Below are 13,097 nucleotides of genomic sequence, written 5' to 3' on the forward strand. Positions count from 1 at the left end.
GACGCGATCAAGAAGGACTTTGTAACGCGACGTTCCAGTTCAGCCGCGTCCACTCGGCGGCCTCTTGCCGCAGGCTGTATTCGGTCAGCGGATTGCCTTTGAGCCAGGGCTCCGGGGCGACGATATCGAGCGGCGGCCGCAGGCCCGAGAGCTTCACTCCAGCCGGTTGGTAACGCAGATGCAGTCCATCGATGTCAACCGCGGTGCGGTTGCGCGCCAGAATGACCGCCAGACGCAGCGCCAAGACGGCATCGAGATCAATGTTTTCAAGATCAGTGGCGCTGAGTTTTTTCAGTTTGCCGGTGTGAGTCAACACCAGTTGCGCCAGCGCCGCCTGCTCGCCGCGCGAGAAACCCGGCATATCGGCGTTGGCCGCGATATAGGCCGAATGCTTGTGATAGGCGCTGTGCGAAATCGACAGGCCGATTTCGTGCAACTGAGCGGCCCAGCGCAGCAGGCGCTGATCGGCTTCGGTGGCGTTGGGGCGCAACTGCGCATAGAGCCGCAGGGCCAGTTCCGAGACCCGTCGCGCCTGTTGGGCATCGGCGCCGTAGCGCTGCGTGAACTGCAGGGCGGTGACTTCGCGCATGTCTTGCGACTGCTCGCGCCCGAGCAGGTCGTAGAGCACGCCCAAGCGCAGCGCGGCATCCGTCACTTCCATCGACTGTATGCCCAATTCCTCGAAGACGCCGAGCATGATGGCCAGCCCGCCGGCCGCCACCGGCACGCGGTCGGGTTTGAGCCCCTCCATGCGCAGCTTGTTGAGATTGCCCGCCCGCACGAAGGTGCGGCGCAGTTCGCGCAGCCCTTGCAAGGTGATGTCGCCCGGCTGGTCGGGCGGGTTGAAGCCACTGCCGCCGATCATGTCGGCCAGAGCGCGCGCCGTACCGCTGGAACCCACCGCATGGTTCCAGCCATTGCGCTTGAAGTCGGCGGCGATGATCTGAATCTCCTTGCGCGCCGCAATCTCGGCCGCGCGCATGGTGGTCTCGTCCACCTGATTGCCCGGAAAGAAACGCTGGCTCATCGACACGCAGCCGATGTAGAGCGACTCCATCATCCCCGGCTCATAGCCCTGGCCGATGATGAACTCGGTAGAACCCCCGCCGATATCGACCACCAGGCGTTTGCCCTGCACCACCGAGACCGAATGCGCCGCACCGATATAGACCAGCCGCGCCTCTTCCCGCCCGGCAATGACCTCGATCGGAAACCCCAGCGCCGCCTGCGCGCGCTGCAGAAACTGCGGCGCATTCTTGGCCACGCGCACCGTGTTGGTGGCCACGGCCCGCACCCGGTCCGGGTGAAACTGGCGCAGGCGCTCGCCGAAGCGCTGCAGGGTTTGCAACGCGATTTGCTGCGCGGCTTCCGACAGATACTTCCTGTCGTCCAGCCCCGCTGCCAGACGTACCGGCTCGCGCAAGGAGTCGATGGCATAGACCTGCACCCCCGCCGCACTGTCCTGCGCCCGTCCGATGAGCATGCGAAAACTGTTCGATCCAAGATCGACGGCGGCAAGGTGTTGATTGAGCAGGTTGGGCATAAGCAGCAATTGAACGTTGGTTTGATGACAGGTTTTTGAAAAATGTCATCAAGATTTCATGCTAAACCGTCATTCTCGCTCGGTTTGTTCCCGGCACTGGCAAAATGCCAGTCGCTTCTCCGCCAGAGTCATTCATGTCCCATCCCGCCACCGCACCTCGCCTGCTCAATCGTGAGCTGGGCACTCTCGAATTCAATCGCCGCGTGCTGTTTCAGGCGCTCGACGACACCAATCCCCTGCTCGAACGGTTGCGTTTTCTCAGCATCGTGTCGAGCAATATGGACGAGTTTTTTGAAACCCGCGTCGCCACACTGCAAGACATGCTGGAAGCCGACCCGGCTTCACGCACTCCTGATGGCATGCTCGTCAGCAAAGCCCTGACCGAGATTTCCGAACGCGCCCACGCCCTGATTGCCGACCAGTACCGCGTGCTGCAACAGGCCGTGCTGCCGGCACTCGACAAGCAGGGCATCCGCCTGTACCGCCTGCCCGACTGGACCGATGCGCAGCGCGCCTGGGCGCAGCATTATTTCGAGACCGAAGTTTCGCCCTTGCTCACGCCGATCGGCCTCGATCCGGCGCATCCCTTCCCCCGCGTCATCAACAAGAACCTGGTGTTCGCCGTGCAACTCGGCGGCACCGACGCCTTCGGCCGCAATATCGAGCTGGGCGTGGTGCAAACCCCGCGCACCTTGCCCCGGGTCGTGCCCCTGCCGCCGGAGTTGTGCGACGCGCGATACGGGTTCATGCTGCTGTCGTCGTGCATGCAGGCGTTTGCCGGGCAACTGTTTCCGGGACTCGAAGTGCTCGGCGTGCATCAGTTTCGCGTCACCCGCAACAGCGAACTGTTCATCGACGACGACGACATCACCAATCTGCGCGCCGCACTGCAAGGCGAATTGCGCGCCCGGCACTTCGGCGATGCGGTGCGGCTGGAAGTGGCGGCCGATTGCCCGCACGCCGTCATCGACCGCCTGCTGCGCGAAAACAATATCGTGCCGCAAGACTGCTACCGGGTGGACGGTCCGGTGAACCTGGTGCGACTGCAGGAAATTCTTGACTACGTCAACGAGCCGCAACTGCTGTTCAGCCCCTATCTGCCCGCCCTGCCGCGAGACTGGCCCGGCGTGGATACCGAGATCTTCGACCGCATCCGGGCGCGCGACATCCTGCTGCACCATCCCTACGATGCCTTCGCTCCGGTGGTCGATCTGGTGAAGACGGCCGCGCGCGATCCGTTCGTGGTCGCCATCAAGCAGACCATCTACCGCACCGGCGGCAATTCCGAGCTGATGGACGCCCTCATCGAAGCGGCGCGTAATGGCAAGGAAGTCACCGTGGTGCTGGAACTGATGGCGCGGCTAGACGAAGAAACCAACATCAACTGGTCGTCGCGGCTGGAGGCGGCGGGCGCGCATGTGGTCTTCGGCGTGGTCGGCTTCAAGTGCCATGCCAAGATGCTGCTCATCGTCCGCCGCGAAGCCGCCGAGGGCACCGGCCGCAAGGTGCTGCGCATGTACGCGCATCTGGGCACCGGCAACTATCACGCCCGCACCGCGCGGCTTTACACCGACTTCGGTCTGATGACCGCCAACCCGGAAATCTGCGAAGACGCGCGCCGCGTGTTTCTGCAAATCACCGGCTCCAGCCAGGCGCAGGAACTCAGGCGGCTGTGGCAGGCCCCGTTCACTCTGCATGCCAATGTGCTGGCCGCCATCGCACGAGAGGCCGACCACGCGCGCAGCGGCAAGCCCGCGCGCGTCTGGGCGCGCATTAACGCGCTGCTCGAACCCACGGTGATCGAGGCGCTTTATGCCGCCTCGCAGGCCGGTGTGGAGGTGCGTCTGCTGGTGCGCGGCGCCTGCATGCTGCGCCCGGGCGTGGAAGGTTTGTCCGACAACATCCGGGTGCGCTCGACCATCGGCCGCTTTCTCGAACATTCGCGGGTGTTCTACTTCCACAACGGTGGCGAAGCCGAGGTCTATATCTCCTCAGCCGACTGGATGGAGCGCAATCTGCTTCGCCGGGTCGAAATCGCCGTGCCCTTGCTCGACAACAAGATCAAGGCGCAGGTCATCCGCGAGGGTCTGCGCATGCAGTGGCAACACCCGGGCAACGCCTGGGAGATGGACAGCGAGGGCAATTACCACCGCCCGCGCGGCTCACGCAGCCGCCTGAGCTGCCATCAGGTGCTGATGCACTCGCGGATGGAACGCAAAAATTAGACGGCGTTTCAAGCGGCCTTGAGCGCGCCGTCTTTAGGTGAAACCTCCGCGGCACGTCCTGCAGAGGGTGTGCCTGCGGGGGCCAGCCGGGCGGCCGGGAAGCGCACCACAAACCGGCTGCCCTTGCCGGGGGTGCTGTGCACCAGCAGTTCGGCCTGATGCCGCACCAGCACATGCTTGGCGATCGCCAGCCCCAGCCCGGTACCGCCAGACTCGCGCGAACGTCCACGATCGACACGGTAGAAGCGCTCGGTCAGCCTCGGAATATGCTCCGCGGCAATGCCGATGCCGGTGTCGCTCACGCTGAATTCTGCGTAGCGGGGCTGGCCGTCGATCAAAACGGCGTCCCATGCCAGACTGATGGCGCCGCCGTCCGGCGTGTAGCGCACCGCATTGCTGACCAGATTGGAGAGCGCGGAATGCAGCTCTTGCGGGCTGCCGCGCACCCACAGATCGGTGCGCGCTTCCATCTTGATCTGATGCCTTCCGCCGGACAGCGCCAGCGCCTCGTTCTGGTACTGCGTCATCATCGACGGCATGTCGATGACCATTTCGGTCGGAGGATAGGGATCGCCCTCCAGCCGCGCCAGCGCAAGCAGATCGTCCACCAGATGCCGCATGCGGTCGGACTGGGTCTGCATCATGTCGAGTACGCGCAGGCGCTGGGTTTCGTCGAGCGGCATGTCGCGCATGGTTTCGACGAACCCCCCCAGCACGGTCAGCGGGGTTTTGATCTCATGCGACACATTGGCCACGAAATCGCGGCGCATCGACTCGGTGCGCTCGAGCTGCGTGATGTCTTGCGACAGCAGCAGTTTCTGCTGATCGCCATAGGGAAAGACCTGCACGCTCAGCGTGAATTGCGACCGAGAACCTGCGCGGTGCATGTGCAAGGGCTCGTGAAAGTGCGCCGCCTGGAGATAGGCGACAAACTCGGGGGTGCGAATCAGGTGCACCGCATGTTGGCGAAGATCGCGCTGCGCGTCCAGACCGAAGTGCTGCGCCGCAGTGGCGTTGCACCAGTCGATCTGGTTGTTTTCATCGAGCAGAATCACCCCGTTGGGCGAGACCTGCAGCGCCTCGATGAAGCGGTGCAGCTTGGACTCCTCGTAGCCCAGACGCCCCGTCCACAGCCGCAATTGACGCGATGCCCGGTAAAACACTTCGGCCCAGGCGCCAGAGCCATTGGGCACCGGTGTCACTTCGGGCGCCTTGAGCCAGCGGATCAATCGCGACAGCGCGATGGAATCACGCGCCACCGCGCCGATGAGCACCAGCAGCGCCGCCACCATGGCGCCAGAGCGCCCGTCGATCAAAGCCCCAACCCCTGCGGCCACCAGAACCAGCAGCAGAATAAGGGAGATGCGCCAGGCGACAGAGATCATGGGGAAATGAGCGAAAGGCTGCGCTCAGGTGTCGTACTTGTATCGAATCACACTGTAAAGCAGACGAAGCCCGTTTCGGCCGAGCGGCATCAAGCGGCGACCTGGGCGGGCTACCTCAGTGGGGAACCTGAGTGCGGCTATCTCAGGCAGCCGAGACCTGCGGTGAGCGCGACTGTGCGGTAAAGCGATAGCCCGCTCCGCGCACCGTTTCCACCATCTCGGCGCATTGCACCGGAGACAGCGCTTCGCGCAAACGCTTGATGTGCACGTCCACCGTGCGCTCTTCGATGAACACGTGGTCGCCCCACACCTTGTCGAGCAGCGCGCCTCGGCTGTGCACTCGCTCGGGATGCGCCATGAGGTAGTGCAATAACTTGAACTCGGTGGGCCCCAACCGGATTTCCAGAGGCTCGCTTCCCGGCTTCTTGAACAAGGCGCGACGGCTGGACGGATCGACAGACAACCCGCCGATCTGCACCTGCTCGGCAGTGAGCTGCGGCGCGCGACGGCGCAGCACCGCGCGAATGCGAGCCAGCAGCTCCTTGGGTGAGAACGGCTTAGTGATGTAGTCGTCCGCCCCGGCGTCGAGCCCTTGCACTTTGTCGCCCTCTTCGCTGCGGGCGGTGAGCATAATGATGGGAATGGCCTTGGTGCGCGCATCGGTGCGCAAGGCCCGCGCCAACGCCACGCCCGACATGCCCGGAAGCATCCAGTCGATCAGCAGCACGTCGGGCAACACGTCGCGAATGACCCGCAGCGCCTCTTCGGCACTGCCAGCGCGAATGGGGCAATGGCCGGCATGCTGCAAATTCATCGCCAGCAATTCAGCGATGGCGGGCTCGTCTTCGACGATCAGAATATTGCTCGACAGACTCATGGCAGGGTGCTTTTCAGAACAAAACGCTGAATCAAAGCGCGGATCCAAGCGAGCCCGCCACTTCGCGGAAGGCTTCCTTGTTGTGCCGCACATCGGTGCCGCGCACGATATAGATCACCAACTCGGCGATGTTCTTGGCATGGTCGCCAATGCGCTCGATGGCCTTGGCCACGAACATCAGATCGAGCATGGTGGAAATGGCGCGCGGGTCTTCCATCACATAGGTGATGACCTTGCGGGTGAAGCCATCAAACTCCTCGTCGATGCGGAAGTCGGATTCGACGATGTCAACCGCCGCCTTCTCGTCAAGACGCGCGAAGGCGTCGAGCGATTTGCGCATTTGCTCGATGGCGAGATCAGACGCATGCTGCAGATCGCTGATGCCGATGGTCATGGGCGTACCCGATTCGACAATGTCGCGCGCCATGCGGGCGATGCGGGCCGCCTCGTCACCAGCCCGCTCCAGATTGGCGATGGCCTTGGAGATGGCCACCAGCAAACGCAGATCACGCGCCGTGGGCTGGCGCTTGGCGATGATTTGCGTGATGTCGGCGTCAATATCCACCTCCATCTGGTTCACCCGCTTCTCGACCTGCAGTACGGTGCGCGCGGCCTCGACATCGAGGTGGCGCAGTGAATAGATAGCCTGCGCCAGTTGCGATTCAACCTGTCCGCCCATTTCAAGCACACGGGTGGATACAGCGTTGATTTCAGCGTCGAACTGTGTCGACAGATGGGGTTTGTCATCCATGGTACGAAGTCCTTTATTGGAACTATCTGGGCTTGAGGCAAGGGTTCTGCCGAAGTATGGAAGTACTTTTAGTACCACATCATCCGAAACGACCGGTTATGTAGTCCTCGGTCTCCTGCTTCTTGGGTTTCAGGAAAATCTGATCGGTTTGCCCGAATTCAACAAGCTCCCCAAGATACATATAAGCCGTGTAATCTGAAACACGGGCCGCCTGCTGCATATTATGCGTCACAATAACGACCGTGTAGTCCTTCTTCAGTTCGGTGACCAACTCTTCGATCTTACCCGTTGATATCGGATCGAGCGCGGAAGTCGGTTCATCAAGCAGCAAGACCTCCGGTTTAATCGCAATACCCCGTGCAATGCAAAGCCGCTGCTGCTGCCCGCCGGACAGTCCCATGCCGCTTTGCTGCAATTTATCCTTCACTTCATTCCACAAACCGGCCCTGGTCAAACTTGTCTCGACTCGTTCATCCATCTCCGAACGAGACATACTTTCATAAAGTCGGACGCCAAACGCGATGTTTTCATAGATTGACATCGGAAATGGCGTAGGTTTTTGGAACACCATACCGATTTTCGCGCGAATCAGCGAAACATTTTTTTTGCTGGTGAGGATATTTTCGCCATCAATATTAATTTCACCCTCTGCGCGTTGACCCGGATAGAGTTCATACATCCGGTTGAACATACGAAGCAGGGTTGATTTTCCACAGCCAGACGGCCCGATAAATGCCGTAACTTGATTGCCTGGAATATCAAGTTCGACGTTGTTGATGGCCTTAAAGTTGCCGTAGTAAAAACATAGCTTCCTGGTCTGAATCTTGACGGGGTTATCTGACGGGCCAGATTGGCGGGTCGGAGTAACGGAAGGGCGAGGAGGGGCGATAGTCGTTTCCATAATTAATTCCAATATGATAGTTTCAGGTCAGGATTTCACACCGCCGCGGCTGATCAACCACCGTGAACCCAGGCTGAGAATCAGGATGAACACCACCGCCACAAACGCACCAGCCCAAGCCATTTGTTGCCAGTTCGCATAAGGACTCATAGCAAACTGAAAAATAACTACAGGCAAATTCGCCATCGGATGCCACACATCTGAACTAAAGTACTGATTGTTTAGCGCTGTGAAGAGCAGAGGTGCCGTTTCACCACTGATTCGCGCTACCCCAAGAATCACACCCGTCAAAATGCCGGTAGAGGCGGCCTTCCAGGTGATCTTGGTCACCATTTTCCAATAGGGCGTGCCAAGGGCTATGGCCGCTTCACGTAATGAACCGGGCACAAGACGCAACATTTCATCTGTCGTGCGCACCACAACCGGGATCAGAATCAGTGCGAGAGCAACACCGCCTGAAAACGCCGAGAAATGGCCTAACGGATCGACCAAAATTGCATAAGCGAACAAACCAACGACGATGGAGGGTGCGCTCAGCAGAATGTCATTAAGAAATCGCACTACCCCACCGAGCTTGCGCTTGACGGCAAACTCGCCCAGCCAAGTTCCCGCCAGAATGCCGATAGGCGTTCCGATCACTAAAGCAATACCTAGAAGAATGAAACTCCCGACAAAGGCATTGCGCAATCCGCCACCTTCTGCGCCCGGAGGAGGCGTATCCTGCGTAAAAAGGTGAAGATTTAGTGCTGGCGAACCATACCGTGCGGTGGTCCAGAGAATCCAGATCACCCAAAAAATTCCGAATGCCGTCATCAATACGGCAATAATCATGTTGATTTTATTGATCAATTGGCGGCGTGTGTAAAGCGACATCATGATTTTTTGCCTTCTTGGCTGGACTCAAGACGCATCAGCAGTAGCTTTGCCAAAGCGAGCACAATAACGGTGATCACAAAAAGTACCAAACCCAAGGCGAGCAGTGATGACTTATATAAGCTTGTGGTCGCCTCGGTGAATTCGTTTGCAATAACCGAAGCAATCGATGCACCGGGCATCAAAAGACTAGCGCTCAGGTTATTGGCATTGCCGATGATGAAGGTGACCGCCATGGTTTCGCCCAGCGCCCGACCTAGGCCGAGAAAAATTCCGCCCGTCACCGCCGTGCGTGTGTAAGGGAGAATGACATTACGGGCGACCTCCCAAGTCGTCGCACCCAGCGCATAAGCGGACTCTTTCAAGGGCGGTGGAGTAATCAGAAAAACATCGCGCATAATCGAGGCGATGAACGGAATGATCATGATGGCAAGTACGATACCCGCCGTCAACATACCAATGCCCATGGGCGGGCCCTGAAACAAAATACCAATTCCAGGTACTGCACCTAGATTATTGTTGATCCAAGGCTCTATATTTGCAAACCGGGGTGCAAAAACGAGTAAGCCCCACATACCGTAAATAATACTGGGAATGGCGGCCAGCAGTTCAATCGTTGCAGAAATCGGACCGCGCATCCAGTTTGGCGACAGCTCAGAAATAAACAGCGCAATACCGAAACTCACCGGAACTGCGATCACCATGGCGATCGCCGAACTGACCAGCGTGCCCACAATAAACACCAGCGCGCCGTATTCATTGGTCACGGGGTCCCAGGTTGAAGTGACAAGGAACTTCCAACCGAAGGTGTGGATGGCTTGCCAGCCCTCGATAATGAGGGAAATCATGATGGCGATCAAAGCGATCGCTACGATGAAGGCAATGAAACCCGTCCCCTTGCGGAACAAAATATCTGCAAAAGAAGAGCCAATCTTCTTCGCAGGATTTTGCTCCGAAGTGTTTTGGTCAAGTGATTTGTTTGCCACCGCTCCGGATGCGCTCATGTCATTTCACTTTCTGATCTCTTATAAAACAAACCAGGCACTCCAAAGCTTTTTCGCTTGAAAGTGCCTGGTTCACAGCCATCACGCTGAAGACAACCTCAGGCGAACTCAGATGCCGAGGTTTTTCTTCCAGTAAGTCTTGATGACATCAACCGTGCTAGTCGGCAATGGGCCAAAGGCAATCGACTCGGCCATTTTCTGACCATGTTCGAAGCCCCAAGTGAAGAATTTGGTGACTTCCTCATTGGTCGCCTTGGGAGCCTTCTTGCTCAGGATCTGCCAGGTGCAGCCCGAAATCGGCCAGGTGTCCGGGCCAGTGTGATCAGTCAAAATGACGTAGAAGTCTTGCGCCTTGTTGAAATCAACGTGGGCAGCGGCATCCTGAAAGCCCTTGAGGCTAGGGCTCACGACCTTGCCATCGCGATTGATCATGCGGGCATAGGACATCTTGTTTTCGAGAATGTAAGCATATTCAACGTAACCGATGGAGCCGGAAATGCGCTGCACATAAGCTGCCACACCCTCGTTGCCCTTACCGCCTACCCCGGTGGGCCAGTTCAGCGAGGTGTTGGCACCGACTTTTTGTTTCCACTCAGGGCTGACCTTGGAGAGGTAGTCAGCAAAAGTGAACGTGGTACCGGAACCGTCCGAGCGGTGCACCACGGTGATATCCATGCTGGGGAGCTTGAGGCCGGGGTTGAGCTTTTCGATCGCCGGATCATTCCACTTCTTGATCTTGCCAAGATAGATGTCAGCAACGACGGGGCCGCTAAGAATCAACTCACCCGGCTTAATGCCCGGCAGGTTGTACACCAGGTCTTCGCCTGCAACCGCCGTAGGGAACTGAATCAGTCCATCTTTTTCCAGTTCTTCAGGTTTGAGGGGCATATCGCTGGCGCCAAACGCCACCGTGCCGGCCTTGATCTGAGCAATACCGCCACCAGACCCGATGCCTTGATAGTTGACCTTGGTGCCAGTCTCTTTCTCATAGACGACGGACCATTTCACCACCAAGGGGTACACCCAGGTGCTGCCCGCGCCAGTCAGGCTGGTAGCGGCAAAAGCCGTGGTCATGATGCCGGTGCTCAATGCACCAGAGACGGCAATGGCCAGCGCAGCCTTGCCAAAAGATCGACGATTCCAGTTCATGTGTCATTCTCCTTGTGAGGGTTTCAGAAATGGCTTTCTGCCACACAATGGATCGTAGAAATTGATTGTGACAATCATATGACGTTGTCAAGCATGCTGGAACAGACCCAATCAACCAAGAGACTGGGCAAGTTCTCTAGCGATGCGCTCCCCTGCCTGTGCGTCGCGGTGTTCGACCATGATGCGCAACACGGGCTCGGTGCCTGATGGGCGGATGAGCAGCCTGCCACTCCCATTGAGCTGAGTCTCAGCGGCAGCGCGCGCACTCGCAAACTTGGCATGTGTTTTCCAGTCGAGCCCGGGCGGCAGCTTGACGTTGAGCAGCGTCTGCGAAAACAGTTGGACGGCCTGCAATTGCTCACCCAGGCTGCGACCGGTTCGCACGACAAGCTCAAGCATCTGCAGCGCGGCGACGATACCGTCGCCTGTCGTATGCCGATCGAGCAGCAGCATGTGACCAGAGCCTTCGCCGCCAAGCTGCCAGCCGCGTGCGAGCAGTTCTTCGAGCACATAGCGATCGCCAACGGCCGCGCGCACGAATTCCATGCCCTGCTGCTCAAGCGCTTTTTCCACCGCGAGATTGGTCATCAGCGTGCCAACTACTCCAGCGGGCTTGCGATCCATCGCCAGCAGATAAAGCAACTCGTCACCGTTGAACAGGCGACCGTGACGGTCGACGAGTTGCAGGCGGTCGGCGTCGCCATCAAGGGCGATGCCGTAGTCGGCCTGGTTGGCGCGCACCGCGCGAATCAGCGCATCCGGCGCCGTTGCGCCGACCTCTTTGTTGATATTGAAACCATCAGGCTGCGCCCCGATGGAAATGACCTCGGCCCCCAGTTCATGAAACACCGCGGGCGCGATGTGATAGGCCGCGCCATGCGCACAGTCCACCACGAGCCGCAGGCCCTTGAGGGTGAGGTGATTGGGAAACGTGCTTTTGCAAAACTCGATGTAGCGCCCCGCGGCATCATCGAGTCGGCGGGCCTTGCCGAGTTGCTCGGAGGGCACGCAGCCCTCGGCCTCGGGCAGGGTTGCTTCCACTTCCAGCTCCCAGACATCGGGCAACTTGCTGCCGCCCGCCGAGAAAAACTTGATGCCATTGTCGGCAAACGGATTGTGCGAGGCACTGATGACCACGCCCAGATCAAGGCGCAGTGCGCGGGTCAGATAGGCCACTCCGGGCGTGGGCAATGGGCCAACCAGCACCACATCGCAACCGGCGGCAATGAAGCCGCACTCCAGCGCAGCTTCGAGCATGTAGCCCGAGATGCGTGTGTCCTTGCCGATCAACACCGTCGGCCGGCCGACACCCTGGCTGCGCAACACCTTGCCCGCGGCATGCCCCAGGCGCATGCCGAACTCTGGCACGATCGGGCTTTTGCCCACATGGCCACGGACGCCATCGGTCCCGAAATACTGTCTGCTCATTCCTTCTCCCAAAGGTTGTAATGCGGTTGTTGTGCGCGTTTGAGCAAGCCCGAACTCAGGCGCGCATGGCGCTCCACACTTTAATCGCGTCGCATGTCGGGCCAACGTCGTGGACGCGCACGATCTGCGCACCGGCCGCCAAGCAAGCCAGCACTGCGGCCAAGCTGCCCGGCAGGCGCTGCCCGACATCGCGCCCCGTCAGTGCGCCGATCATCGATTTACGCGAAAGTCCCACCAGCACCGGATAACCCGATTGCACGAGAGCAGGCAAACCTTTCGCAAGAGTCAGATTGTGTTCCAGCGTTTTGCCAAAGCCAAACCCCGGATCGAGGGCGATGCGGGATCGGTCGATACCCATCGACTCGGCGGCAGCGGCACGGCTCCACAGAAATTCCCTGACTTCGCCTAAAACGTCCGCATAGTGCGGCGCCTGCTGCATGCTGGCGGGATCGCCCTGCATGTGCATGAGACAGACCCCGGCCTTTGAAGCGGCGACCACTTCAAGGGCGCCCGGCCGCTGCAAAGCGTGAATGTCGTTGATGATGTCCGCGCCCAGATCGAGTGCACGGCGCATGGTTTCGGGTTGGTAAGTATCCACCGAAACCGGGACGTTCCAGCGCACGGCCTCCTGTAAAACCGGGGCGATGCGCGCCCATTCCTGCGCATGGCTCAGCCGCGGAGAGCCCGGGCGGGACGACTCGCCGCCAATATCCAGAATATCGGCCCCCTGCTCCACCAAAGTCTGTGCATGTCGCAAGGCGAGCACCGCATCCGCATGCTGCCCGCCATCGGAAAATGAATCCGGCGTGACGTTGACGATGCCCATGACCAGGGGCCGATGCAATTGCAGGGTGAAGCGCCCTGCTTGCCAATGACTTGCCATCGGAGATGATTCCTAAAAAAAACGGCCCGGTTTTAGACCGGGCCGTTGCTGAACTCGCTGTAGCGAGCTGAATATGAA

Annotated in this window: 11 protein-coding genes; 1 reads left to right on the forward strand and 10 read right to left on the reverse strand. The window is 59.4% G+C overall.

Annotation, left to right across the window (positions count from 1 at the left end; all coding sequences use genetic code 11):
• Positions 1–7: 7 nt before the first annotated feature.
• Entirely contained in the window at positions 8–1,552 is a 1,545-nt protein-coding gene (locus B7X30_RS00430; protein ID WP_465020106.1) for a Ppx/GppA phosphatase family protein, read from the reverse strand.
• Between the two features lie 125 nt (positions 1,553–1,677).
• Between B7X30_RS00430 and ppk1 the strand changes: the two genes are divergently transcribed.
• Entirely contained in the window at positions 1,678–3,768 is a 2,091-nt protein-coding gene (gene ppk1 / locus B7X30_RS00435; protein WP_013106096.1) for a polyphosphate kinase 1, read from the forward strand.
• Between the two features lie 8 nt (positions 3,769–3,776).
• Here ppk1 and phoR read toward each other — a convergent pair whose 3' ends face one another.
• The 9 genes from phoR to folP all read right to left on the reverse strand — a co-directional run bounded on the left by phoR (position 3,777) and on the right by folP (position 13,019).
• Positions 3,777–5,153, reverse strand: a complete 1,377-nt coding sequence (gene phoR / locus B7X30_RS00440) for a phosphate regulon sensor histidine kinase PhoR (protein ID WP_276731022.1) — start codon at positions 5,151–5,153, stop codon at positions 3,777–3,779.
• A 142-nt stretch (positions 5,154–5,295) separates the two neighbouring features.
• A complete protein-coding gene (gene phoB / locus B7X30_RS00445) occupies positions 5,296–6,024 on the reverse strand; it encodes a phosphate regulon transcriptional regulator PhoB (protein ID WP_172979069.1) in 729 nt (242 codons plus the stop codon).
• 37 nt (positions 6,025–6,061) lie between these two features.
• Positions 6,062–6,781 (reverse strand): phosphate signaling complex protein PhoU, encoded by a 720-nt coding sequence (gene phoU, locus B7X30_RS00450; RefSeq protein WP_013106099.1) that lies wholly within the window; start codon positions 6,779–6,781, stop codon positions 6,062–6,064.
• Between the two features lie 79 nt (positions 6,782–6,860).
• Positions 6,861–7,682, reverse strand: coding sequence for a phosphate ABC transporter ATP-binding protein PstB (gene pstB / locus B7X30_RS00455; RefSeq protein WP_041608978.1), 822 nt, complete (start codon positions 7,680–7,682; stop codon positions 6,861–6,863).
• 27 nt (positions 7,683–7,709) lie between these two features.
• The gene (gene pstA, locus B7X30_RS00460; protein WP_013106101.1) at positions 7,710–8,558 is read right to left on the reverse strand and encodes a phosphate ABC transporter permease PstA; all 849 of its coding nucleotides are present in this window, start codon (positions 8,556–8,558) and stop codon (positions 7,710–7,712) included.
• Positions 8,555–9,559: a phosphate ABC transporter permease subunit PstC gene (gene pstC, locus B7X30_RS00465; protein WP_286728531.1), complete on the reverse strand. Its 1,005-nt coding sequence runs from the start codon at positions 9,557–9,559 to the stop codon at positions 8,555–8,557. Before pstC ends, pstA begins: the two co-directional genes overlap by 4 nt.
• A gap of 108 nt (positions 9,560–9,667) precedes the next feature.
• Positions 9,668–10,708, reverse strand: a complete 1,041-nt coding sequence (gene pstS / locus B7X30_RS00470; protein WP_013106103.1) for a phosphate ABC transporter substrate-binding protein PstS — start codon at positions 10,706–10,708, stop codon at positions 9,668–9,670.
• Positions 10,709–10,819: 111 nt separating this feature from the next.
• Positions 10,820–12,136: a phosphoglucosamine mutase gene (glmM, locus tag B7X30_RS00475; protein ID WP_013106104.1), complete on the reverse strand. Its 1,317-nt coding sequence runs from the start codon at positions 12,134–12,136 to the stop codon at positions 10,820–10,822.
• A gap of 55 nt (positions 12,137–12,191) precedes the next feature.
• A complete protein-coding gene (gene folP, locus B7X30_RS00480; RefSeq protein WP_013106105.1) occupies positions 12,192–13,019 on the reverse strand; it encodes a dihydropteroate synthase in 828 nt (275 codons plus the stop codon).
• Positions 13,020–13,097 lie beyond the last annotated feature (78 nt).

The organism is Thiomonas sp. 13-64-67 (assembly GCF_002282795.1).
Taxonomy (GTDB): Bacteria; Pseudomonadota; Gammaproteobacteria; order Burkholderiales; family Burkholderiaceae_C; genus Thiomonas; species Thiomonas arsenitoxydans.